Below are 25303 nucleotides of genomic sequence, written 5' to 3'. Positions count from 1 at the left end.
TAACAGACATAAAAAAACCGGCCTAGGCCGGTTCTTTTAACAAGCAGTACAACGCTCAGTAGATAAGCAAAAGCTTATTACATTGCCTTGATACGTGCAGTCAGATTTGACTTATGACGCGCTGCTTTGTTTTTGTGGATCAGGCCTTTATCTGCCTTGCGATCAACAATTTTCTGCATTGTGATGAATGCAGTTTGTGCTACTTCTTTATCGCCTGCAACAATTGCTGCTTCTACTTTCTTGATGAAAGTACGCATCATAGAACGGCCGCTAGCGTTGTGCTTACGGCGCTTTTCAGACTGCACGGCGCGTTTCTTAGCTGACTTGATATTAGCCAAGGTACAACTCCCAAATTATTCTATTGAGGACAATTCAAAGGCCGAGGAATATGCCTCTTAAACCTTCGCTTGTCAATGGATTTGTGCAAATAAGCGCCGTTTGTACAGGCGGCACTTGCTACGTTGTGATGGCGCAGGATTTTACCAGCTTCGTCCGTGGGAATACAGTGTTTCGCGAGAAAAATCGCCATAAATCGGTCCGTCTTTGTCCTAACCCGTTGGTAGCCAGTAACAAAGAGATTTTTCTTGCCAAAAAAAGTGTGGAGAAGGCAGTTTAGACACAGATTATCTGACTATTACCAATCACAGGTTAACCTTAATCGCTGTACAAGGTATAATCCGCCGATTTCCACTGTTTTGAGCCAGCTATGGAGCTAATTCGCGGCATTCACAATATCCGGGCACGCCACCATGGTTGCGTACTCACCATTGGCAACTTTGACGGCGTGCATCGCGGTCATCAAGCGTTGCTTACGCAGTTGAAACAAGAAGGGCAACGCCTTGGTTTGCCAGTGATGGTCATGATCTTTGAGCCGCAACCGTTGGAGTTATTTGCAGCGGACAAGGCGCCAGCACGCCTCACGCGTTTGCGTGACAAAGTTAAATATCTGGCGCAAGCCGGGGTAGATTACCTGTTGTGCGTCAAATTTGAGCCACGTTTTGCCGCTAACACCGCCCAGTCGTTCATCGCAGAATTGCTGGTGGAAAAGTTGGGCGTGAAGTTCCTGATGGTCGGGGATGATTTCCATTTCGGTGCTAACCGTCAGGGGGATTTCCCACTGTTGCAAAAAGCCGGAGAGGAATACAGCTTTGCGGTGATCAGCACACCGACCTTCCGTGAAGGTGACCAGCGCATCAGCAGCACAGCTATCCGTAATGCGCTGCGAGATGATGATTTGGCTCTAGCGGAATCTCTGCTCGGCCATCCGTATGGAATTTCAGGTCGAGTAGTCCATGGCGATGAACTGGGGCGCACTATCGGTTTCCCGACGGCCAACCTGCCATTGAAGCGTTTGGTGGCACCAGTGAAAGGTGTTTATGCGGTCGATGTCTATGGTTTAGGGCCACAACCGTTGCCTGGGGTTGCCAATATCGGCACCCGCCCGACCGTAGCCGGTGTACGTCAGCAACTGGAAGTGCATTTGCTGGACGTCACAATGGATTTATATGGGCGCCATATCGACGTGGTGCTCCGCGCAAAATTGCGCAATGAACAGCGTTTTGCTTCGCTCGATGCGCTGAAGCAGCAAATCGCCAATGATGTGGTGACTGCCCGAAAGTTCTTCGGGCTACAGACACCGGTTTAATCTCACAAACCGAAACGAGATCGAGAATCTAATGAGTGACTACAAGAATACCCTGAACTTGCCGGAAACAGGGTTCCCGATGCGCGGCGATCTCGCCAAGCGTGAACCTGGCATGCTGCAACGTTGGTATGAACAGGATCTGTACGGGATTATTCGTACTGCCAAAAAGGGCAAAAAATCCTTCATTCTGCACGACGGCCCTCCGTATGCGAATGGCAGCATTCACATTGGTCACTCAGTTAACAAGATCCTCAAAGACATTATTATCAAGTCGAAAGGGATGGCTGGCTTCGACTCGCCTTATATACCAGGTTGGGACTGCCACGGCTTGCCGATCGAACTGAAAGTCGAGCAACTGTATGGCAAACCGGGCGAGAAACTGACCCCGGCGGAGTTCCGTCAAAAATGCCGCGAATACGCTGCCGAGCAGGTTGAAGGTCAGAAAGCTGATTTCATCCGTCTGGGTGTGTTGGGCGATTGGGATCATCCGTACCTGACGATGGACTTCAAAACTGAAGCCAACATTATTCGCGCGCTGGGTAAAATCATCAGCAACGGCCACCTGTTGAAAGGGGCTAAGCCGGTGCACTGGTGTACCGATTGTGGTTCTTCGCTGGCAGAAGCGGAAGTGGAGTATTACGACAAAACTTCCCCGTCTATCGATGTTACGTTCCACGCCGTTGATCCGGCGGCAGTGCTCGCCAAGTTTGGTGTGAGCAGTGTCGATGGCCCGGTTTCACTGGTCATCTGGACCACTACGCCGTGGACATTGCCTGCTAACCGCGCGATCTCTCTCAATGCCGACGTTGCCTATCAACTGGTGCAGGTGGAAGGTCAGTGCCTGATCTTGGCTGCCGAGTTAGTTGAAAGCGTAATGAAACGCGCGGGTATCACCTCTTGGATAGTACTGGACGATTGTAAAGGTAGCGACCTAGAGTTGTTGCGCTTCCAGCATCCGTTTATGGGCTTCGACGTGCCAGCAATCTTGGGCGAACACGTGACGTTGGACGCGGGTACTGGTGCAGTACATACCGCAGGTGGTCATGGTCCAGACGACTTCGTGATCAGCCAGAAATACGGTTTGGAAATTGCCAACCCGGTTGGCCCGAACGGTTGTTATCTGCCGGGTACTTACCCGACGTTGGACGGCAAGTTCGTGTTTAAAGCCAATGATCTGATCGTTGAGTTACTGCGTGAAAAAGGCGCATTGCTGCATGTCGAGAAGCTGGTACACAGCTATCCATGTTGCTGGCGTCACAAAACGCCGATCATCTTCCGGGCGACGCCACAGTGGTTCATCAGCATGGATCAGAAAGGCTTGCGTAAGCAGTCTTTGGAAGAGATCAAAGGCGTGCAGTGGATACCGGATTGGGGTCAGGCACGTATCGAAATGATGGTGGCCAACCGTCCAGACTGGTGTATCTCGCGTCAGCGTACTTGGGGCGTGCCAATGTCTCTGTTCGTACATAAAGACACGGAACAACTGCATCCACGCAGCGTTGAGCTGATGGAAGAAGTGGCGAAACGCGTTGAACAAGACGGTATTCAAGCTTGGTGGGATCTGGACGCTGCCGACATCCTCGGTGCAGAAGCAGCCGACTATGTGAAAGTGCCTGATACCTTAGACGTTTGGTTCGATTCTGGCTCTACCCATGCTTCCGTTGTGGATGTTCGTCCAGAGTTTAACGGCCACGGCGCTGACATGTACTTGGAAGGTTCTGACCAACACCGCGGTTGGTTTATGTCATCGTTGATGATCTCCACCGCGATGAAAGGCAAAGCGCCATATAAAGAAGTACTGACCCATGGCTTCACCGTTGATGGTCAGGGACGCAAAATGTCCAAATCCATCGGTAACACCATCAGTCCACAAGATGTGATGAACAAACTGGGTGGTGACATCCTGCGCCTGTGGGTGGCTTCTACTGACTACACCAGTGAGATCGCGGTTTCTGATGAGATCCTGAAACGCTCTGCAGATTCTTATCGCCGTATCCGTAACACCGCGCGCTTCCTGCTGGCAAACCTGAACGGGTTCGAGCCAAGCACCGACTGCGTTGCAGCGGATGAAATGGTGGTGGTAGATCGTTGGGCGGTAGGTCGTGCGTTGGCTGCGCAAAAAGATATCGAGCAGGCTTACGCCAACTATGATTTCCACGAGGTTGTGCAGCGTCTGATGCAGTTCTGTTCGGTCGAGATGGGTTCCTTCTATTTGGACATCATCAAAGATCGCCAGTACACCGCCAAAGCGGACAGCGTCGCACGCCGTAGCTGCCAGACTGCGTTGTTCCACATCGCAGAAGCATTGGTGCGTTGGATGGCGCCGATCATGTCCTTCACTGCTGATGAGATCTGGGGCTTTATGCCAGGCAAACGACCTCAGTTTGTATTCACCGAAGAGTGGTATGACGGTTTGTTCGGCTTGGCCGCAGGCGAAAGCATGAACGATGCCTACTGGGACGAACTGCTGATCGTGCGTGGTGAAGTGAACAAGGTGCTGGAACAGGCTCGTGCTGACAAACGTATCGGTGGTTCATTGGAAGCAGCGGTAACGCTGTATGCTGATAACGAACTGGCCGCACGCTTGAACTGTTTACAAGACGAGCTGCGTTTTGTCTTGTTGACCTCTGGCGCTCGTGTCGCTCCGTTGGCGGATGCACCAGCTGATGCTCAGCAAAGCGAATTGTTGAAAGGGCTGAAAATTGCCTTTAGCACCGCTGAAGGTGAGAAGTGCCCGCGTTGCTGGCATTACACCACCGATATCGGCAAAGTGGCGGAGCACGCAGACATTTGCGGTCGCTGCGTTACCAACGTCGCCGGTGACGGTGAAAAACGTAATTATGCTTGATGGATAATACCTAATGAGTAAGCCTCTCTGTTCGACAGGATTACGCTGGCTGTGGCTGGTGCTGGTAGTGCTGGTGTTGGATTTTGCCAGCAAACAGTGGATCTTGAGCAACTTTGTGCTGGGCCAGTCCCAGCCGTTGATCCCATCATTTAATCTATACTATGCACGTAACTACGGTGCGGCCTTTAGCTTCTTGGCCGATAACGGTGGTTGGCAGCGCTGGTTCTTTGCCGGTATTGCTGTGGTTATCGTCGTGGTCTTACTGGTAATGATGTACAAAAGTACGGCGCAGCAGAAGCTGAACAATATCGCCTATGCTTTTATCATCGGTGGTGCATTGGGCAACTTGTTCGATCGCCTGTGGCACGGCTTTGTGGTCGATTTCCTCGACTTCTATGTCGGCAACTGGCATTACCCAACGTTCAACCTAGCAGACAGTTTCATCTGCGTCGGAGCGGCAATGATTGTGCTGGAAGGTTTTTTACCCGACAGCAAACGTGCCGTTAGCAAGGGTGAATGACATGACGGCTCAGGTTAACAGTAACAGCGCGGTGCTGGTGCATTTTACGCTGAAACTGGCAGATGGTTCGACCGCCGAATCCACTCGTGGTAATGGCAAACCAGCTCTGTTTCGTTTGGGGGATGGCAGTTTGTCAGCCCCTTTGGAACAACAGTTAATGGGTCTGTGTGCGGGCGATAAATGTGCCTTCACTTTGCCGCCAGAAGATGCTTTTGGTGCGGAAAATCCGGATCTGATCCAGTATTTTTCCCACCGTGATTTTGCCGAAACTGGTGTGCCAGAGGTGGGGACCATCATGCTGTTCACCGCCATCGACGGCAGTGAAATGCCGGGCGTAGTGCGTGCGGTAGCAGAGGATTCGATCACCGTAGATTTTAATCATCCGTTGGCGGGACATTCAGTGAGCTTCGATATCGAAGTGCTGGAGGTTGATCCGCCGCAGGAGGAAACGCATGCAAATATTGTTGGCTAACCCACGTGGTTTCTGCGCCGGGGTCGATCGTGCTATCAGCATCGTTGAACGAGCGCTAGAAATTTACGGTGCGCCAATCTATGTTCGCCATGAAGTGGTGCATAACCGCTACGTGGTGGACAGCTTGCGTGAGCGCGGTGCGGTGTTTATCGAAGAGATTTCGGAAGTGCCAGATGGCTCAATCCTGATCTTCTCGGCACATGGCGTTTCCCAGGCGGTACGTGCCGAAGCTAAAGCGCGCGATCTGACCATGTTGTTTGACGCCACCTGTCCGCTAGTGACCAAAGTGCATATGGAAGTTGCCCGCGCCAGCCGTAAAGGCACTGAAGCGATTTTGATCGGTCACGCTGGGCACCCGGAAGTGGAAGGCACTATGGGGCAGTACAGCAACCCGCAAGGCGGCATGTATTTGGTTGAATCGCCGGACGACGTGTGGAAGCTGCAGGTGAAAAATGAAAATAACCTGTGCTTTATGACCCAGACGACACTGTCGGTGGATGATACCTCGGACGTGATCGACGCACTACGCCAGCGCTTCCCGAAAATTATTGGGCCGCGTAAAGACGATATTTGCTACGCCACCACCAATCGTCAAGAAGCGGTGCGTAATCTGGCCAGTGATGCGGATGTGGTGCTGGTGGTCGGTTCGAAGAACTCCTCCAACTCTAACCGCTTGGCAGAATTGGCGCAGCGAGTGGGCAAACCGGCTTACCTGATCGACTCTGCAACGGATATTCAGGAACAATGGCTGAAAGAGGCCAAGAATATTGGTGTTACAGCGGGAGCTTCCGCGCCAGATATTTTGGTGCAAGAAGTGATTAGTCGCCTGAAAGCGCTGGGTGGCAAAGATGTTCACGAAATCAGTGGTCGCGAAGAAAATATCGTATTCGAAGTACCGAAAGAACTGCGGGTTGATGTAAAGCAGGTCGACTGATGAATAAAATGTGGGAGCTTCGGCTCCCTTGTTATTTATGCTAATTAACATATGAAAGAATTTTCTACTCTAGGTTCCTGCGTGCACGTTTTTGGCTGCCAACCCTTCTAATTCCTGGTTTTTCCCTATCGTAAATTGCATGATTATGTACAATCATGCGCATGTGTAATTGTTAATCAATTGATAGTGATACTGATAACAAAACGGGGATAACATAAATTTCTAATCTGACTTTCAATCCCCTGAAGGGGCAGTTACCCTGAATTCATAGCCTAATGGCATAGGCGCTAAATCAAAAAGAGAGAAAAGGTATGACTGATTCACAAATCCGCATGGCAATTGTGGGTGCGGGTGGCCGCATGGGGCGTCAATTGATCCAGGCGGTACAGCAGGCATCTGGCGTGGTGCTGGGGGCAGCACTGGAACGACCTGGCTCGAGTTTGATCGGTGCCGATGCGGGTGAACTGGCTGGCATCGGAGCGGTGGGTGTGACCGTTCGCGATAATCTGGATCAGGTTGCTGATGATTTTGATGTGTTGATTGATTTTACTCGCCCAGAAGGCACTTTGGCGCATTTGCAATTTTGTGTGGCACACCGTAAAGCGATGGTGATCGGCACCACGGGTTTTGATGACGCAGGTAAAGCGGCAATCAAGCAGGCGACTCAGCAGATTGGTATCGTGTTTGCCGCTAACTTTAGCGTCGGTGTCAACGTGGTGCTGAAACTGCTGGAAAAGGCCGCCAAAGTGATGGGCGATTATACCGATATTGAGATTGTTGAGGCACATCATCGCCATAAAGTGGATGCGCCATCAGGTACTGCTCTGGCTATGGGCGAGGCGATTGCTGATGCGTTAGGGCGCGATCTGAAAGAATGCGCAGTCTATGCACGTGAAGGTTATACCGGTGAGCGTGACCCTAAGAGCATTGGTTTTGCCACTATCCGTGCGGGTGACATTGTAGGCGAGCATACCGCGATGTTTGCTGATATCGGTGAACGTGTGGAAATCACTCATAAAGCCTCTAGCCGTATGACTTTTGCTAATGGTGCGGTTCGTGCCGCATCTTGGATCAATAAGCATGATAAAGGCTTGTTTGATATGCGTGATGTGCTGGGTTTAGATCAATTGTAATGTTTTACATACCCTCGTGATGTGGGAACATTAATCATAGTGCTATGATAATAGGGCAATATTTTTATTGTCCTTTTTTTTAACCATAAAAATGAAAGCTTGGTGGTATGTTTTTATCATAATTGCTGTTTTATGGTGTTATCTTCGGTTTTTGTCGGTTTTTTCTTTCTTGCCTTCAGTGGGGAACCGTTTTGGGCGGAGTTTTACCTCTGTTTATGGTCATTAAGTTCCGCAACCGTTTTACCAACCTCAGTTTCTATCTGTTTTTGTGACTGTGAAGTCCATTTCTCCGTGAGAAGTGCAAAAATAACAGAAAAAATGACGCTTTGAGTAGACAAGGCAGACCAGCATCATTAAAATGCGCCCAATTTGCCAAAAATTGGCCTCGCGGGCGGTTTTTGCATTGATTTAGATCGTGAATTCTGAATTAATATGCAAATATTGTGATTGATTATTCCTGGAGGGTGTTTTGATTAAGTCAGCGCTATTGGTTCTGGAAGACGGAACCCAATTCCACGGTCGGGCCATTGGGGCAACGGGAACGGCAGTGGGGGAAGTGGTCTTCAATACGTCGATGACCGGTTATCAAGAAATCCTCACTGATCCTTCCTACTCCCGCCAGATCGTTACTCTTACTTATCCTCATATCGGCAATGTCGGCACCAATGCTTCCGACGCAGAATCCTCCGCAGTACACGCCCAAGGCCTTGTCATTCGCGACCTCCCACTGATTGCCAGCAACTACCGTAGTGAAGAAGACCTCTCAAGCTACTTGAAGCGCAATAACATCGTGGCGATTGCTGATATCGATACCCGTAAACTGACGCGTCTGCTGCGTGAGAAAGGGGCGCAGAACGGCTGCATCATTGCCGGTGACTCACCGGATGCCGCGTTGGCGTTGCAGAAAGCTCAAGCTTTCCCTGGCCTGAAAGGCATGGATCTGGCGAAAGAAGTCACCACATCAGAGCCTTATAGCTGGCAGCAAGGGAGTTGGCGGCTTGAAGGCGAACTGCCTGAGGCTAAAGCTGCCGAAGAGCTGCCATTCCACGTGGTGGCTTACGATTACGGCGTGAAGCGCAATATCCTGCGGATGCTGGTGGACAGAGGCTGCCGTTTGACGGTGGTGCCTGCACAAACCCCGGCAGACGAAGTGCTGAAAATGAATCCAGACGGTATCTTCCTCTCCAACGGTCCCGGTGACCCGGAACCATGCGACTACGCTATCGCCGCCATTAAACAGTTCCTGACCACCGATATTCCGGTGTTTGGCATCTGTCTGGGGCATCAATTATTGGCACTGGCGAGTGGCGCTCAGACCATGAAGATGAAGCTCGGTCACCATGGCGGTAACCATCCGGTGAAAGATCTGGATAACAACTGCGTGATGATTACCGCGCAGAACCACGGATTTGCTGTGGATGAGAACAACCTGCCGGCCACCCTGCGTGTGACGCACAAATCGCTGTTCGACCACACGGTGCAGGGGATTCATCGCACCGATAAAGCGGCGTTCAGCTTCCAAGGGCACCCGGAAGCTAGCCCTGGTCCACACGATGCCGCGCCGCTGTTCGATCACTTTATCGAACTGATTAAGACTTACCGTTCCAACGCCACTCTTACCGGCAAATAAGTCAGGAGCAATAACAAAATGCCAAAACGTACAGACATAAAAAGCATCCTGATCCTCGGCGCTGGCCCGATTGTTATCGGCCAAGCATGTGAATTCGACTACTCCGGTGCGCAGGCGTGTAAGGCGCTGCGTGAAGAGGGTTACCGCGTCATTCTGGTGAACTCTAACCCGGCTACCATCATGACTGACCCGGAAATGGCTGATGCGACCTACATCGAGCCGATCCACTGGGAAGTGGTACGCAAAATCATTGAGAAAGAGCGCCCAGACGCGGTATTGCCAACCATGGGCGGTCAAACAGCGCTGAACTGTGCGCTGGAACTGGAACGTCAAGGCGTGTTGGCCGAGTTCGGTGTCACCATGATTGGTGCCACTGCCGATGCTATCGACAAAGCCGAAGACCGTCGTCGTTTCGATATCGCGATGAAAAAAATCGGCTTGGACACGGCGCGTTCCGGCATTGCACACAATATGGAAGAAGCGTTGGCGGTTGCCGCTGACGTCGGTTTCCCGTGCATCATTCGTCCATCGTTCACCATGGGCGGCACCGGTGGCGGTATCGCTTACAACCGCGAAGAGTTCGAAGAAATTTGCGAACGTGGTCTGGATCTGTCGCCAACCAAAGAGTTGCTGATTGACGAATCGCTGATCGGTTGGAAAGAGTACGAGATGGAAGTGGTGCGTGATAAAAACGACAACTGCATCATCGTCTGCTCGATCGAAAACTTCGATGCGATGGGCATCCACACGGGTGACTCCATCACCGTGGCACCAGCCCAGACGCTGACCGACAAAGAATATCAAATCATGCGTAACGCCTCGATGGCGGTACTGCGTGAGATCGGTGTTGAAACCGGTGGCTCTAACGTCCAGTTCTCGGTAAACCCGAAAACCGGCCGCTTGATCGTGATCGAAATGAACCCGCGCGTATCACGCTCTTCAGCGTTGGCATCAAAAGCGACCGGTTTCCCGATTGCCAAAATCGCCGCCAAACTGGCGGTGGGTTATACCCTCGACGAACTGATGAACGACATCACAGGTGGTCGTACTCCGGCTTCCTTCGAACCCTCTATCGACTATGTTGTGACTAAAATTCCTCGCTTCAACTTCGAGAAATTCGTCGGTGCTAACGACCGTCTGACTACGCAGATGAAATCTGTCGGTGAAGTGATGGCGATTGGCCGCACGCAGCAAGAATCCTTGCAAAAAGCGTTGCGCGGTCTGGAAGTGGGCGCAACGGGCTTTGACCCGAAAGTCAGTCTGGACGATCCTGAAGCGCTGACTAAAATCCGCCGTGAGCTGAAAGATGCCGGTTCCGACCGTATCTGGTACATCGCTGATGCGTTCCGTGCGGGCCTGTCAGTGGATGGTGTATTCAACCTGACTAACGTCGACCGCTGGTTCTTGGTGCAAATCGAAGAGTTGGTGCGCTTGGAAGAGCAGGTTGAGGCCAAAGGCATCAACGGGTTGAGCGCTGAGTTCCTGCGCACGTTGAAACGCAAAGGCTTTGCCGATGCGCGTCTGGCGAAACTGGCAGGTGTGAAAGAAGGCGAAATCCGCAAACTGCGCCACAGCTACGGTCTGCACCCGGTTTACAAACGTGTGGATACCTGCGCGGCGGAATTTTCTACCGATACCGCTTACATGTACTCCACTTATGAAGAAGAGTGCGAGTCCAACCCGACCAACGACCGTCCGAAAGTGATGGTGTTGGGCGGTGGCCCGAACCGTATCGGTCAAGGGATTGAGTTTGACTACTGCTGCGTCCACGCTTCACTGGCGCTGCGTGAAGACGGTTACGAAACCATCATGGTCAACTGTAACCCAGAAACGGTTTCTACCGATTACGACACCTCTGATCGCCTGTACTTCGAGCCGGTGACGCTGGAAGACGTGCTGGAAATCGTGCGTATCGAAAAACCAAAAGGCGTGATTGTGCAATACGGCGGTCAGACTCCGCTGAAATTGGCGCGTGAACTGGAAGCCGCTGGTGTACCGATTATTGGCACCAGCCCAGACGCTATCGACCGCGCCGAAGACCGTGAGCGTTTCCAACAGGCGGTTCACCGTCTTGGTTTGAAGCAACCGGCTAACGCCACTGTTGCCACCATTGAACAAGCGGTAGAGAAAGCAGCAGGCATCGGTTATCCGCTGGTGGTGCGCCCTTCCTACGTTCTGGGTGGCCGCGCGATGGAAATCGTCTACGACGAAATTGACCTGCGTCGTTACTTCCAGAACGCGGTCAGCGTTTCAAACGATGCGCCAGTGCTGTTGGATCGCTTCCTCGATGATGCGGTTGAAGTGGACGTGGATGCTATCTGCGATGGCGAACGTGTGCTGATTGGCGGCATCATGGAACACATCGAACAAGCGGGTGTGCACTCCGGTGACTCGGCCTGTTCACTGCCAGCCTACACGTTGAGCAAAGAAATTCAGGATGTGATGCGTCAACAGGTTGAGAAACTGGCGTTCGAATTGCAGGTGCGCGGTCTAATGAACGTGCAGTTTGCGGTGAAGAACAACGAAGTTTACCTGATTGAAGTCAACCCACGCGCGGCACGTACCGTCCCGTTTGTTTCCAAAGCGACCGGAGTCCCTCTGGCGAAAGTGGCGGCACGCGTGATGGCAGGTAAATCACTGACTGAGCAGGGCGTGACGGAAGAAATCATTCCGCCGTATTACTCGGTGAAAGAAGTGGTGTTGCCGTTCAACAAGTTCCCAGGCGTTGACCCGATTTTAGGGCCAGAAATGCGCTCGACTGGGGAAGTGATGGGCGTGGGTCGTACCTTCGCGGAAGCCTTCTCCAAAGCGATGCTGGGCAGCAACTCCGGCATGAAGAAACAAGGCCGTGCGCTGCTGTCGGTGCGTGAAGGTGATAAAGCTCGCGTAGTGGATTTGGCGGCTAGCCTGCTGAAACAGGGCTTCGAACTGGATGCGACCCACGGTACGGCAGTGGTGCTGGGCGAAGCGGGTATCAACCCACGCTTGGTCAACAAGGTGCATGAAGGTCGTCCGCACATTCAAGACCGTATCAAGAATGGCGAATACACCTACATCGTGAACACTACGGCGGGTCGTCAGGCGATTGAAGACTCCAAGTTGATTCGCCGTAGCGCGCTGCAATACAAAGTGCACTACGACACCACGCTGAACGGTGGTTTTGCTACCGCGATGGCGTTGAAAGCTGACCCTACTGAACAAGTGACCTCGGTGCAGGAAATGCACGCGCGTATCGTGAAGTAAACTGTCAAAAACCGCCTCGTGCTTGCCCGAGGCGGTTTCTATTCATCTGAACATCTCCATGAAGTCCATATCATTTTCTTCAAACCGTATGAGCAACTGTTGTTTCAGTGCTTTTAAGGACGTTAATTCGGCACACATTCTTTCTTCATCATGGTGTGAGCGGCGCAATTCTTTGGCGTGATCTGAAAATTTTCGCTCCATTGCTTTGGGGGAGTCACTGCCGAGTTTTTCCCATAACATGCTGATGAAAGGATCACCTTGATAGACTAATTGCTGATATTCCCATTTCAGTCTGGTAATTTGTTCCGCCAGCAAGGGATTGATAGTGGAAAGCTCTTTTTCTTCAAAACCCCCATCGGGATCGACATGTTGTTGATATAACGTGAAAATGGTCCATATATCGTGATTTTTTTTAGCTTGTGCCAGTTGTATCATCAAATGGTGTTTTTCTTGTTTGATGGCTTCGTCGGTTTCACGGTCTGGATGGAACAGCATCGCTAAGCGTTTGTACATACGATTGGCGGCTGAAGTACCGAACAGAGCACTTATTTTTTGCTGTTGTTCCTGTTTTCCGTCTTCATATTCTTCCTCATCAAAGAAAGAGAAGTCTTGCTCATCTTCTTCACTTTCTGGGTGATCGAAATCGTTGACTGCTTGTTCTTGTTTTGCTCTAGTCTTGAATTTGTCAGGATTAAGTATCATATCAGCCAGTTCTTCATCACTGAGTGTTTCCACAAAGGCGAATTGATCGACTAATATTTCACGCACCATAGCCAGATCTTCTGCTTGCGGATTGTGTCCCTCAATATGAGGAGCTGCATCGTTAAGTTTTTGTCGTAGAGATTGGGTATCTAAATGTTCAGCAAATGGATAGTCTTCTATATATATGATTTCGCCCATAATCCATTGGATAAGTTCATGGCGTTGATAGGCTGCCAACGTTTTTTTACTGATAAAAGAAAGCAACCGTTCCGTCTTTTGGTAGACGGTATCGATATAGTTTTTTTCTAGCGGTAAGAGCTCTTGCTGAAATCGATTGAGCAACTCGGTTTGTTGTTGCTTAAGGTTGTCGATGCGCTGTTGTTGTTTTTTGATTGCTTGGCAATGGGCATTAAATTGCTGACGTGGATTTTTAGGTTGTTGCTTTTTTACTGTACTTTTCTTTAGTGATTGTTTCCTGCTCACTTGAGAGTCCTTACGTTGAATATTTGTTGTTGAAAATGATAAACCAATCCCATCGGATTTCCTTCAGTCAATTTGTTGCCTCGCGTTAAAAATTTCCGCTATCAATTCATCAGTAAACTGTCACTCTGTGTCATTGGTATATGCTTGAGTTATGGCAAGAAACAGCGAGACACCTATGATTTTGATAATTTATGCGCACCCTTATCCCCGGCATTCTCATGCCAATCAACGGCTACTCCAGGCGGTAAAAGATATTCCCGAAGTGGAAATCCGTTCTCTATATGAGCTGTATCCAGATTTCAATATCGACATCAATGCCGAACAACAGGCGTTAGAGCGTGCCGATCTGGTGGTATTGCAGCATCCGATGCAGTGGTACAGCTGCCCGCCGTTGCTGAAACTGTGGATCGATAAGGTGCTGGAACACGGCTGGGCCTATGGTCATGAAGGTAATGCATTAGTCGGTAAGGATCTCCTATGGGCGGTGACCAGCGGTGGTGATGAGCATCATTTCGAACTGGGGGATTTTCCTAACTTCGCCGTGCTCGGGCAACCGTTACAGGCAACGGCGCTTTATTGCGGCATGCACTGGCAACCCTATTTTGCGGTGCATAATACGTTTACCTGTAACCAACCGGCATTGATTGCTGCTGGCGAAGCTTATCGCCAACGATTGATGCAGTATGTGATGGATTACAGCGATCGCGAAGTAGAACAAGGAGCTGAGCATGGATAACCATAACCTGATGATTGAAGGGCTGGTTTATTTGGGATCGGCGGCGCTGTTTGTCCCTATTGCGGTGCGATTCGGTTTGGGATCGGTACTCGGTTATCTGATCGCCGGTTGTATCATTGGCCCTTGGGGGCTGAAGTTAGTTTCTGATGCGGAGTCGATCCTCACCTTTGCTGAAATCGGTGTGGTGTTGATGTTGTTTATCATTGGCCTAGAGCTAGATCCCAAGCGGTTGTGGACTCTGCGCGCCTCGGTATTTGGCGGCGGTAGCTTGCAGATGGTCGGTGCGGGGCTGTTGCTCAGTGCTTTTTGTTATTTCCTCGGTTTGCCATGGCAAGTCGCGGCCCTGATTGGTTTGACGTTGGCGCTGTCTTCTACCGCTATTGCTATGCAGGCAATGAATGAACGTAACCTGATGCCATCGCCGATAGGTCGTAGTTCGTTTGCTGTGTTGTTGTTCCAAGATATTGCGGCCATCCCGTTGGTGGCGATGATCCCGTTGTTAGCCAGCAGTAGCGCGACGACGACGATGGGAGCCTTTGCACTTTCTGCCGGTAAAGTGGTCGGCGTGCTGGTGATGGTGATACTGCTTGGGCGTTACGTAACCCGCCCATTGCTGCATTTTGTTGCGCGATCCGGTATGCGTGAAGTGTTCAGCGCCGTGGCGTTGTTTCTGGTATTCGGCTTCGGCATCTTGCTGGAAATGGCCGGGTTATCGATGGCGATGGGGGCATTTCTGGCTGGAGTACTGTTAGCCAGTTCTGAGTATCGCCATGCGTTGGAAAGTGATATTCAGCCGTTCAAAGGATTACTGCTCGGCCTGTTCTTCATCGGTGTTGGCATGTCGATCGACTTCGGCACCTTATTCCATCAACCGTTATTGATCGCCACTTTGCTGCTGGGCTTTATGTTGCTGAAAGCCGCATTGCTGTGGCTGATTGGTCCGTGGCTCGGTGTTCCCAAAGCCCAACGTGGGTTGTTTGCCATTTTGCTGGGGCAAGGTAGTGAGTTTGCCTTCGTTATCTTTGGCGCAGCGCAGATGTCTGGTGTCTTGCCGCAGGATTGGGCGAAGGCGCTGACGTTAGCAGTCGCATTGTCGATGGCGGTGACGCCACTATTGTTGGTGCTCGCTGCGCGACTGGAAAAAAATGCGCCGAAAGATGAGCGCCCAGCGGATGAAATAGACGGTGAAAATGCCAGTGTTATCATCGCTGGTTTTGGACGCTTTGGGCAGATCGCCGGTCGTATGTTATTAGCTAACGGCGTGCAAACCGTGGTGTTGGATCACGATCCAGACCATATCGAAACACTACGTAAGTTCGACGCGAAAGTATTTTATGGTGACGCTACCCGCGCCGATTTACTGGAGGCTGCTGGAGCCGAACATGCCAAGGTGTTGATCAACGCGATTGATGATGTGGAGGCCAATCTGCAACTGACCGCGTTGGCAAAACGTCATTTCCCACATTTGAAAGTGGTGGCGCGAGCGCGCGATGTGGATCACTGGTATCAACTGCGGCAAATGGGCGTGAAACATCCCGAGCGTGAAACTTTCGAAAGCTCACTGCGTATCGGGCGCGAAACGTTAGAGTTGCTGGGGTTGGATGCTTACGAGGCGCGTGAGAAAGCCGATACTTTCCGCCGTTATAACCTGAAAATGCTGGAAGATACGCTGGAAAACTATCAAGACACCGAGTTCCGCATTGCCAGCTTGCAACGGGCGAAAGAGATGCTCAGTGCGGCGATCGAGCAGGATCAGTCCCGCTTGGCGCGAGTACAGCAAACCGGTTGGCGTGGCAGTATTGATGGTAAATCACCGGAAGAAGAGGTGGTTGAGGCAAAGGGATAAGTTGACTTCTTACCGGGCGCAACGCACTGCGCCCGGTAGTTTTGCATTAACTTAGCGCGACTTTGATTCCTAACGCGATCAACATTCCACCAAGCAATTTGTCGACGATTTTCTGCGTTTTCTCCAGCCCACGACGCACTGGTGCGCTTTGGATCAGGAATACCAGAATCGGCCACCAAATCACCGAAAGCCCCAAAATGATCCCCGCGTACCACAGTTTCTCACCGATACCGGAGTCTATCTGCAACACCTGAGTAAACACCGCCAAGAAAAATAGCGTCGCTTTTGGGTTCAGCAGATTGCACAGATAGCCCTGCATAAAGGCATTTTTCAGGCTGACCTGCTGTTGTGGCAGGTTGCTGATGTTCATTTTGCTGCTGGCATGTGAACGCAGCGCCTGAATACCGATCCAGATTAGGTACACCGCCCCAGCATATTTCAGTACGTTGAACAGCCACGGTGTAGTGGTGATGACTACCGCCAAACCCGCCACGCAATAGGACATATGAGTGGCGACACCACAAATCACGCCAAGCGCCGTCATCATCGCTGCCAGTCGCGGATAGCGAGCCGCATTTTTAATCACCATGAAAAAATCGGGTCCGGGGGAAAGCATTCCTAGCGTGGCGATACCAGCAACAAACAGTGATGTTTCAAGCATGAGGGGTTCTCAGGTAAAAGAGATGAATTGGTCAATAATAACGCGCCTTATTCTGACGCGCATCATACAAATTTAAGCAGGTTTAGCCCTATGATGGTTGATTGCACAAGGAAAATACAAGAGCCTTATGAATCAGACAACAACACAGGAAAAATCGGAGCCGCATCGACAGCAACGCGAAATTACCCGCCTCTGTATTCAATGCGCTTTGATGCTATTGCAGCACGGTGCGGAAAGTATGGTGGTAGAACAACTCTCGACCCGTCTGGGATTGGCGCTAGGGATGGATAGCGTAGAAAGCTCGATCTCCGCCAACGCAGTGGTGCTGACCACCATTAGCAATGATGCGTGCCTAACAACTACGCGCAAGAACGTTGATCGCGGTATTAATATGCAAGTGGTGACCGAGGTGCAGCATATTGTCATTTTGGCTGAACACCATTTGGCTGATGTTCATGATGTAGCTCGTCGCTTTGACAAAATCCGACCTTATCGTTATCCGCGTTGGTTGGTGGTGCTGATGGTGGCACTGTCTTGCGGTTGTTTCAGCGTGCTAAATGGTGGCGACCATTTAGCATTCACGGTCACTTTTGTCGCCAGTGGCTTGGCGATGTTTGTGCGTCAAATGCTCACCGCACGGCACATGAATCCGTTGGTTAACTTCTGTATCACGGCGTTTGTCGCGACCACGGTTTCAGGGTTGATGCTCCGGTTACCGGTATTTCATCAAACCTCCAGTGTGGCGATGGCGGCCAGCGTGTTACTGCTGGTGCCGGGGTTTCCACTGATTAACGCGGTGGCCGATATGTTCAAAGGCCACGTCAATACTGGCTTGGCGCGTTGGGCGATGGCGAGCTTGCTGACATTGGCAACCTGCCTTGGTGTGGTGATGGCCATGGCAGTGTGGGATTTGCGGGGGTGGTCATGAGTCTGATATGGGCACTTTTGCAAGATATGTTGTTGGCGGCAGTTCCGGCGCTGGGCTTCGCGATGGTGTTTAATGTGCCGGTACGGGCACTGCGCTATTGTGCATTACTCGGTGCGGTGGGGCATGGTTCCCGCATGTTGATGATGTATGCAGGTTTTAATATCGAATGGGCCTCGTTCTTGGCGGCGATCTTGGTGGGTATTATTGGTATCAATTGGTCGCGCTGGTTATTGGCGCATCCGAAAGTGTTTACCGTCGCGGCAGTGATCCCGATGTTCCCCGGTATTTCAGCCTATACCGCGATGATCACGGTGGTGGAAATTTCTCATTTAGGGTATAGCGAAGCATTAATGGCGGTGATGGTCACCAACTTCCTCAAAGCCTGCTTTATCGTTGCTGCTTTGTCGATCGGCTTGTCTTTACCGGGATTGTGGTTATACCGCAAACGCCCGAGTGTCTAACGGGTATAAGTAAGACTGATAGGAGCTATCTTAGTTATTAATATAGCTCCATTAGCCTATCGACGATCTGAAGGGCTTTCCGTATAGTGTGTGCAATTTTTCAGCCTCTACAGGGTTAAACAATGATTATCAGCCTGATCGCTGCCTTGGCGGCAGATCGCGTTATTGGTATGGAAAACGCCATGCCGTGGCACTTACCCGCAGATTTGGCGTGGTTCAAACGTAATACGCTAAACAAACCCGTCATTATGGGACGTAAGACTTTCGAGTCTATCGGCCGCCCGCTGCCGGGGCGCCATAATATCGTGCTGAGTAGCAAGCCAGGCAAAGAAAGTGGCGTTACTTGGGTGGGGTCGCTGGATGAAGCGTTAGCTGCTGCTGGTGATGTGCAAGAAGTGATGGTGATGGGCGGTGGGAATGTTTATACCCAGTTCCTGCCACGCGCTAAGCGCATGTATCTGACGCATATTGATACAGAAGTGGGCGGCGATGCTTATTTTCCAGACTATGAACCGGACGAGTGGGAAACCTCTTTCAGTGAATTCCACGATGCCGATGAACTGAACTCTCATGGTTATTGTTTTGAGATTCTAGAGCGTCATTAATCCGTTAAGGTCATATCTTTTTCAAAGGCGCAATTGATGCGCCTTTGGTTTTTCTACCCTCAAATTTTCCCCTTGTCGTATTTTTGTAACCTTTTCGTCACATTTCCTGATTAGTATGAAGCCCAACTTCGAGCGCCCCGGCTTCTCTGGTGCATTCTGACCGTGGCGACAGCTAAAAAAGGAACAGCAAATGAATAATATTGAGCAATTAGATACCGATCGTCTGGCCTCGCCTACCCGCCGTAAATTGCTGTTGGGCAGCGCGGGAGCTGTAGGGTTAGCAGGATTCCTCGGCGGTGGTATTTGGACAGTTTCTGGCGATGCATTAGCGGATGCCGTGCCGACCAGCAAACTGTTGGGTTTTAAAGGGATTGATGCGTCAACGGCTGACGAAGTGGTGATTGCACCCGGTTATCGTGCCGATGTGCTGATCTCTTGGGGCGATCCCTTGGTCGATGGTGCAGTGGCTTTCGATCCTAACGGCGGTAACAGCGCTACCGATCAAGAAAAGCAGTTTGGTGATAACAACGACGGTATGAGTTTTTTCCCGATTGACGACAATCATGGCGTGATGGCGATTAACAACGAATACGTCAACGAGAAAACCCTGTTTGCCCATGGCGGTGATAAGGCGCTGAACTTGGAGGATGTACGTAAATCTCAAGCGGCGCACGGGGTATCAATCGTGGCAGTGAAACGCATGGGCGACAGCCAGAAATGGCAGGTGGAACGCCCGTCACGTTACAACCGTCGTATTACAGCCAATACCGAAATGCAATTTAGCGGCCCGGCGGCGGGGCATCCGTTGCTGCAAACCGCTGCCGATCCTAGCGGTCGTAAAGTCTTAGGAACCTTCGGTAACTGTGCTAACGGCAAAACGCCTTGGGGCACCTATCTGACCTGCGAAGAAAACTTCGATACTTATTTCGGTACTCATCAGGCTGATTATAAAAATACGCCGGAACAAAAGCGCTATACGTTGAAAGCCAATGAACCTGAGCGTAACTGGCCGGATTTTGACGACCGTTTTGACATCATTAAAAACCCGAATGAATTTAATCGTCATGGTTGGATCGTTGAGATCGACCCGATGAATCCGACGTCAACACCGATCAAGCATACCGCTCTGGGGCGTTTCAAACATGAAAACGCCGCTGTTACGGTAGCGAAAGACGGTCGTTTGGTGGTGTATATGGGCGACGATGAACGCGGCGAGCATATCTATAAATATGTTTCCAAAGGCAAGGTCGATATCGCCAATCCGGCCAATAACCGTGGCTTGCTGGATGATGGCACGCTGTTCGTGGCGCAGTTTGATGGCGATGCTAATGGTACGCCGCTCAAAGGCACTGGACGTTGGATCGCATTAGAGTTTGGCAAGAACGGCCTGACGCCAGAAAACGGCTTCCGCGATGCGGCAGAAGTGTTGATCTTCGCCCGTAAAGCCGCGGCGCAAGTCGGGGCAACTAAAATGGATCGTCCAGAATGGATCGCGGTAAACCCGCATGATGGACGTGCTTACTGCACGTTGACTAATAACAGTAAGCGTGGTGAGGAAGGGATGCCGCTCAATGCTGCCAACCCAAGACCAAACAATGTCTATGGCCAGATTATCCGTTGGGATGAAGGTGGTGATGCTACGGCAGAAGCTTTCACTTGGGATATCTATGCGCTGTGCGGCAATCCGATTGCACACCCGGAAGGCGTCAACCGGGGGACGCCAAACATCACCGCAGAAAACACCTTCAACAGCCCAGACGGTTTAGGTTTCGATCAGGCAGGGCGTTTGTGGATACTGACCGACGGTAAGTACAGTAACAAAGGCGATTACGCAGGGCAGGGAAATAACCAGATGCTGGTGGGCGATCCAACCAGTGGAGAAATTCGTCGCTTTATGGTCGGGCCGAAGTCCTGTGAATTGACTGGCATTACCTTTACGCCAGACTATAAGACGATGTTTGTGAACGTGCAGCATCCGGGCGAAGATGGGGATTCACATTTCCCGAATAACAGCTCGCGTCCGCGCTCCTCAGTATTAATGATCACGCGCGAAGATGGCGGTGTGATCGGAGCCTAAAAGAAAAGGGCGGAATATCAGGTTCCGCCCTTTCGTCAAATCATCGCCTGTCTGTCCAGACCTTCTTTGCGGCTGGCAGGTTGATGGAAGAACTGTTTGTCTTCCCAGCGCAGCATGGTGAGATCTCCGCCCCAACAGCAACCCGTGTCCAGCCCGATAATGCCTTCCGGTGTGCCCCTGCCTTCCAATGATGCCCAATGGCCGAAGATAATCGAATAGCTTTCATCGACTAAGCGTGGCAGATCAAACCATGGTTTGAGTGGTGCGGGAGCGGTGCCTGGTGCATCTTTGCAGATCATGTCCAACTGACCGTTCGGGAAGCAATAACGCATCCGCGTCAGGGCGTTGGTGCTGAAACGTAGGCGTGCCAAACCACTCAGTTCAGGAGCCCAGTTGTTCGGCATATCACCGTACATGGCATCGAGGAACAGTGGGTAGCTGTCGCTACTCAGTACCGCTTCCACTTCGCGGGCGCACTGTTGGGCTGTTTCCAGATCCCACTGCGGTGTGATCCCGGCATGTGCCATCACCAGTTTTAACTCATCATCCACCTGTAGTACCGGTTGGCGGCGCAGCCAATTAATTAAATCGTCGGCGTCTACGGCTTCTAACAGTGGAGTGATGCGATCTTTGGGTTTATTGCGGCTGATGCCAGCGTACACTGCCAGCAGGTGCAAATCGTGATTGCCGAGTACCATACGTACTGCGGAACCCAGTGAACGGACGTAACGCAGCACTTCCAGTGAATCAGGACCACGCGCGACCAGATCGCCTGTCAGCCAAAGCTGATCTTGCTGTGGATCAAAAGCGGCTTGAGCTAATAACGCACGCAGCTCGGTGAGGCAACCATGAACATCGCCAATAAGGTATGTCGACATATTTAGTGAATCAGCGTAGGGATAGCTAAACGGAATACCGGAATGTCGGTACGGAATGGCTGGCCATGATGATCGACCATTTCATAATGTCCTTCCATGGTCCCCAACGGGGTTTCTAGGATCGCACCGCTGGTATATTGGAATTCATTACTCGGCAGAATCAACGGCTGTTCGCCGATCACCCCTTCTCCTTGAACTTCGGTCTGACGACCGTTGGAATTGGTAATCAGCCAATAACGGCCGAGTAGTTGCACGTTGAAACGCCCCAAATTACGAATAGTTACGGTATAGGCGAAGACAAAACGTTCTTCGTCAGGTTGTGATTGTGACTCTACATAGACACTTTGAACCTGAATACAGACACGGGGCGAATCAATCATGACCACTACTCCTTATTGCTGCGGTGCCAAGTTAGCTGAAAGCCAGTTTGCCAGCTTACAGTACTGCGCCACAGAAATGTTTTCTGCCCTGAGTGAAGGATCAACTCCTAATTCGGTCAACTGCTCAGGAGTAAATAGATCGCCCAGGCTGTTACGAATGGTTTTACGACGCTGGTTAAACGCCTGAGTGGTGACGCGACTTAACATGCGCACGTCGCCAACCGGATGAGGCAATACTGGGTGAGGTACCAGACGTACGACGGCTGAATCCACTTTTGGCGGTGGGGCGAAGGCCGTTGGCGGCACTTCCAGTACCGGGATGACATTGCAATAATATTGCGCCATCACGGTTAAACGTCCATAGGCTTTGCTATTTGGACCCGCAACCAGACGGTTAACCACTTCTTTCTGCAGCATGAAATGCATGTCGTGGATAGCTTGAGTATAGCTGAAAAGGTGGAACATCAGCGGCGTCGAGATGTTGTACGGCAGATTGCCGAACACGCGCAGTGGCTGGCCTGCCTGCTCGGACAGTTCGGTGAAATTCACTGTCATGGCATCTTGCTGGTGGATGGTCAGCTTGTCTTTCAACTGTGGATGAGTTGCCAGACGTGCAGCCAGATCGCGATCCAGCTCAATGACCGTCATTTTGTCCATGCGAGCGCCAACCGGCTCGGTTAGTGCGCCCAAACCTGGGCCAATTTCAACCACCGCTTCACCCGGTTGTGGATGAATGGCGGAAACAATGCTGTCGATGACAAACTGATCGGTTAAAAAGTTTTGTCCAAAGCGTTTGCGGGCAAAGTGCCCTTGGTGGACTCTATTATTCATTGCTGTTATTTATCATTTTAATGGCCAGATTGAGGGCCGTTTTGAAACTGCCCGCATCGGCGGTGCCGGTACCTGCCAGTTCTAACGCGGTACCGTGATCGACCGAGGTACGGATAAAAGGCAAGCCAAGGGTGATATTCACCGCTCGACCAAACCCTTGGTATTTTAGCACTGGCAGACCCTGATCGTGGTACATCGCCAGTACGGCATCCGCATGTTGCAGATACTTTGGCTGGAATAGGGTATCTGCCGGGAGCGGACCGATTAAATTGATGCCTTCATCGCGCAACTCATCAAGTGCTGGAATGATTGTATCGATCTCTTCGCGTCCCATATGGCCGCTTTCCCCCGCATGCGGGTTAAGCCCACAGACGTAAATCTGCGGTTGTGCGATGCCAAATTTACTTTTTAAATCATGGTCAAGAATGCGGATCACTTCATGCAGGCTTTGGCGGGTAATGGCTCCCGGCACGGCCAGCAGTGGCAAATGGGTAGTCGCCAACGCAACACGCAATTCTTCGGTTGCCAACATCATCACCACGCGTTCGCAATGGCTACGTTCAGCAAAGAATTCGGTATGGCCGGTAAACGCCACGCCAGCATCGTTGATAATGCCCTTGTGAACTGGCCCGGTGATCAACGCCGCGAACTCACCGTTTAGGCAACCATCGCAAGCGCGAGCCAGTGTTTCCACTACGTAGGCGCTATTGCTGATGTTTAACTCACCAGCGATGACTGTTGTTGTCGTAACGACAGGCAGTATCGTCAGTGTCCCCGCCTGTTGTGGTTGCCCCGGTTGCTCTGGCTGATAGTCGCGTAGCGTCAATGGCAGTTGTAACTGTTGGGCGCGCTCAAGCAACAAGGCCGGATCGGCGCACACTACCAGTTCAACAGGCCAATCCTGTTGTGCCAGCACTGCGACCAAATCCGGCCCAACCCCGGCAGGCTCGCCGGGGGTGATAACAATACGGTTATTGTTGTGCATTACTTCCATCAAGGATTTTCACGTAAGCCGCTGCACGTTGTTCCTGCATCCAGGTTTGTGCTTCTTCAGCAAACTTACGGTTGAACAACATACGGTACGCACGATCCTTTTGCGCTTCATCGGTTTTATCTACTTGGCGAGTATCCACCAATTGGATCAAGTGCCAGCCGAAGGAAGAGTGAACCGGTTGGCTGATTTCGCCTTTTTGCAGTTTCATCAACGCATCACGGAACGCCGGATCATAGATGTTTGGTGATGCCCAACCTAAGTCACCACCCTGTAGAGCTGAACCTGGATCTTGAGAATACTGTTTGGCTTCGGTAGCGAAGCTCGCTTTACCACTCTTGATGGCGGCAGCGATTTCTTCTAACTTAGCGCGAGCCTGATCGTCGGTCATCACCACTGAAGGTTTCAGCAGAATGTGACGAGCGTTAACTTCAGTAACGGAAACCGACTGGCTACCACCACGAATGTCGTTCACTTTCAGAATATGGAAACCGACGCCTGAACGGATTGGGCCAACGATTTCACCCTTTTGGGCGTTAACCAGACGTTCTGCGAACAGGGTAGGGATTTCCTGCAATTTACCCCAGCCCATGTTACCGCCTTTCAGCGCTTGGGAGTCGGCAGAATAGGTGATCGCTAACTTACCGAAATCGGCACCGTTTTTGATTTCACCTACCAGACGTTTAGCCAATTCTTCGGCTTCATCAACCTGCTGCTGCGATGGGTTTTCTGGCAGTGGAATCAAGATGTGGCTGATGTTCATCTCAGTATCGCTACCGTTCTGAGAACCCACCTGTTTAGCCAACGCGTCGACTTCCTGCGGCAGAATAGTGACGCGGCGGCGAACTTCGTTGTTACGCACTTCGGAGATCAACATCTCTTTGCGGATCTGGGCGCGGTAGGTGTTGTAGTCCAGACCTTCCGTTGCCAGACGGCTACGTAGTTGGTCAGGGCTCATTTTGTTCTGCGCGGCAATACTGCCAATCGCTTTGTCGAGATCGGCGTCGGAAACGTTGATGCCCATTTTCTTCGCCATCTGCAACTGGATGTTATCCATAATTAGACGTTCGAGGATCTGGTGACGCAGTGTGTTGTCATCGGGTAATTGCTGACCGGCTTGTTGTGCGTTCAGTTTCACCGATTGCATCAGTCCGTTGACGTCACTTTCTAGCACTACGCCGTTATCCACTACTGCGGCAACTTTATCGACTTCTTGGGGCGCTGCGAACGCGGCATTGGCACAAACTACCAATCCGAGAATAAGCGTTCTCCAGTTCTTCATACATTTCCCATTATGTA

22 protein-coding genes are annotated in these 25303 nt (G+C 51.2%); 14 read left to right on the top strand and 8 right to left on the bottom strand.

What is annotated here, in order from left to right; all coding sequences use genetic code 11:
* Nucleotides 1-77 precede the first annotated feature (77 nt).
* Nucleotides 78-338, bottom strand: a complete 261-nt coding sequence (gene rpsT / locus AC3ISQ_RS18685) for a 30S ribosomal protein S20 (RefSeq protein ID WP_489348930.1) — start codon at nt 336-338, stop codon at nt 78-80.
* Nucleotides 339-706: 368 nt separating this feature from the next.
* Between rpsT and ribF the strand changes: the two genes are divergently transcribed.
* The 8 genes from ribF to carB all read left to right on the top strand — a co-directional run bounded on the left by ribF (nt 707) and on the right by carB (nt 12425).
* Nucleotides 707-1645: a bifunctional riboflavin kinase/FAD synthetase gene (ribF, locus tag AC3ISQ_RS18680; RefSeq protein ID WP_489348928.1), complete on the top strand. Its 939-nt coding sequence runs from the start codon at nt 707-709 to the stop codon at nt 1643-1645.
* 31 nt (nt 1646-1676) lie between these two features.
* Nucleotides 1677-4493 (top strand): isoleucine--tRNA ligase, encoded by a 2817-nt coding sequence (gene ileS, locus AC3ISQ_RS18675; RefSeq protein ID WP_489348926.1) that lies wholly within the window; start codon nt 1677-1679, stop codon nt 4491-4493.
* 13 nt (nt 4494-4506) lie between these two features.
* Complete coding sequence (gene lspA / locus AC3ISQ_RS18670) at nt 4507-5013, top strand: signal peptidase II (RefSeq protein ID WP_489348925.1); 507 nt, start codon at nt 4507-4509, stop codon at nt 5011-5013.
* A 1-nt stretch (nt 5014) separates the two neighbouring features.
* A complete protein-coding gene (gene fkpB / locus AC3ISQ_RS18665; RefSeq protein WP_489348923.1) occupies nt 5015-5485 on the top strand; it encodes an FKBP-type peptidyl-prolyl cis-trans isomerase in 471 nt (156 codons plus the stop codon).
* Nucleotides 5466-6419, top strand: a complete 954-nt coding sequence (ispH, locus tag AC3ISQ_RS18660; protein ID WP_489348922.1) for a 4-hydroxy-3-methylbut-2-enyl diphosphate reductase — start codon at nt 5466-5468, stop codon at nt 6417-6419. Before fkpB ends, ispH begins: the two co-directional genes overlap by 20 nt.
* 311 nt (nt 6420-6730) lie before the next feature.
* Complete coding sequence (gene dapB, locus AC3ISQ_RS18655; protein ID WP_489348920.1) at nt 6731-7552, top strand: 4-hydroxy-tetrahydrodipicolinate reductase; 822 nt, start codon at nt 6731-6733, stop codon at nt 7550-7552.
* Nucleotides 7553-8021: 469 nt separating this feature from the next.
* Entirely contained in the window at nt 8022-9182 is a 1161-nt protein-coding gene (gene carA, locus AC3ISQ_RS18650; protein WP_489348918.1) for a glutamine-hydrolyzing carbamoyl-phosphate synthase small subunit, read from the top strand.
* A gap of 18 nt (nt 9183-9200) precedes the next feature.
* Nucleotides 9201-12425: a carbamoyl-phosphate synthase large subunit gene (gene carB / locus AC3ISQ_RS18645; RefSeq protein ID WP_489348916.1), complete on the top strand. Its 3225-nt coding sequence runs from the start codon at nt 9201-9203 to the stop codon at nt 12423-12425.
* Nucleotides 12426-12467: 42 nt separating this feature from the next.
* Here the strand turns inward: carB and AC3ISQ_RS18640 are convergent, their stop codons facing one another.
* Nucleotides 12468-13610: a hypothetical protein gene (locus AC3ISQ_RS18640; protein WP_489348915.1), complete on the bottom strand. Its 1143-nt coding sequence runs from the start codon at nt 13608-13610 to the stop codon at nt 12468-12470.
* A 175-nt stretch (nt 13611-13785) separates the two neighbouring features.
* Between AC3ISQ_RS18640 and kefF the strand changes: the two genes are divergently transcribed.
* Complete coding sequence (kefF, locus tag AC3ISQ_RS18635) at nt 13786-14346, top strand: glutathione-regulated potassium-efflux system oxidoreductase KefF (RefSeq protein WP_489348913.1); 561 nt, start codon at nt 13786-13788, stop codon at nt 14344-14346.
* Nucleotides 14339-16192 carry a glutathione-regulated potassium-efflux system protein KefC gene (kefC, locus tag AC3ISQ_RS18630; RefSeq protein WP_489348912.1) on the top strand — a complete coding sequence of 618 codons (1854 nt, stop codon included), beginning with the start codon at nt 14339-14341 and terminating at the stop codon, nt 16190-16192. The genes kefF and kefC overlap by 8 nt, the downstream gene beginning before the upstream one ends.
* A gap of 46 nt (nt 16193-16238) precedes the next feature.
* Here kefC and AC3ISQ_RS18625 read toward each other — a convergent pair whose 3' ends face one another.
* The gene (locus tag AC3ISQ_RS18625) at nt 16239-16853 is read right to left on the bottom strand and encodes a LysE family translocator (RefSeq protein WP_489348910.1); all 615 of its coding nucleotides are present in this window, start codon (nt 16851-16853) and stop codon (nt 16239-16241) included.
* Nucleotides 16854-16980: 127 nt separating this feature from the next.
* Between AC3ISQ_RS18625 and AC3ISQ_RS18620 the strand changes: the two genes are divergently transcribed.
* The 4 genes from AC3ISQ_RS18620 (at nt 16981) to AC3ISQ_RS18605 (ending at nt 20924) form a co-directional block, all read left to right on the top strand.
* Nucleotides 16981-17781: a threonine/serine exporter family protein gene (locus AC3ISQ_RS18620; RefSeq protein WP_489348908.1), complete on the top strand. Its 801-nt coding sequence runs from the start codon at nt 16981-16983 to the stop codon at nt 17779-17781.
* Nucleotides 17778-18242 (top strand): threonine/serine exporter, encoded by a 465-nt coding sequence (locus AC3ISQ_RS18615; RefSeq protein ID WP_489348907.1) that lies wholly within the window; start codon nt 17778-17780, stop codon nt 18240-18242. Before AC3ISQ_RS18620 ends, AC3ISQ_RS18615 begins: the two co-directional genes overlap by 4 nt.
* 122 nt (nt 18243-18364) lie before the next feature.
* Nucleotides 18365-18847, top strand: coding sequence for a type 3 dihydrofolate reductase (gene folA, locus AC3ISQ_RS18610; RefSeq protein WP_489348905.1), 483 nt, complete (start codon nt 18365-18367; stop codon nt 18845-18847).
* A 190-nt stretch (nt 18848-19037) separates the two neighbouring features.
* Nucleotides 19038-20924, top strand: a complete 1887-nt coding sequence (locus AC3ISQ_RS18605) for a PhoX family protein (RefSeq protein ID WP_489348903.1) — start codon at nt 19038-19040, stop codon at nt 20922-20924.
* 35 nt (nt 20925-20959) lie between these two features.
* On the opposite strand, the gene apaH is transcribed toward AC3ISQ_RS18605, so the two are convergent.
* The 5 genes from apaH to surA are packed head-to-tail and all read right to left on the bottom strand — an operon-like array spanning nt 20960 to nt 25286.
* On the bottom strand, nt 20960-21802 hold the full coding sequence (apaH, locus tag AC3ISQ_RS18600; RefSeq protein ID WP_489348901.1) for a bis(5'-nucleosyl)-tetraphosphatase (symmetrical) ApaH: 843 nt from the start codon (nt 21800-21802) through the stop codon (nt 20960-20962).
* A gap of 2 nt (nt 21803-21804) precedes the next feature.
* Nucleotides 21805-22182, bottom strand: a complete 378-nt coding sequence (gene apaG / locus AC3ISQ_RS18595; protein WP_489348899.1) for a Co2+/Mg2+ efflux protein ApaG — start codon at nt 22180-22182, stop codon at nt 21805-21807.
* Between the two features lie 12 nt (nt 22183-22194).
* On the bottom strand, nt 22195-23013 hold the full coding sequence (gene rsmA, locus AC3ISQ_RS18590; RefSeq protein WP_489348897.1) for a 16S rRNA (adenine(1518)-N(6)/adenine(1519)-N(6))-dimethyltransferase RsmA: 819 nt from the start codon (nt 23011-23013) through the stop codon (nt 22195-22197).
* Nucleotides 23006-23998 (bottom strand): 4-hydroxythreonine-4-phosphate dehydrogenase PdxA, encoded by a 993-nt coding sequence (gene pdxA, locus AC3ISQ_RS18585; RefSeq protein ID WP_489348896.1) that lies wholly within the window; start codon nt 23996-23998, stop codon nt 23006-23008. The genes rsmA and pdxA overlap by 8 nt, the downstream gene beginning before the upstream one ends.
* Nucleotides 23985-25286, bottom strand: a complete 1302-nt coding sequence (surA, locus tag AC3ISQ_RS18580; protein ID WP_489348894.1) for a peptidylprolyl isomerase SurA — start codon at nt 25284-25286, stop codon at nt 23985-23987. Before surA ends, pdxA begins: the two co-directional genes overlap by 14 nt.
* Nucleotides 25287-25303: the final 17 nt, after the last annotated feature.

The organism is Serratia sp. KH_031 (assembly GCF_057839655.1).
The sequence above is the reverse complement of the archived record's forward strand: the minus strand, read 5'-3'. Positions and strand labels throughout refer to the sequence as shown.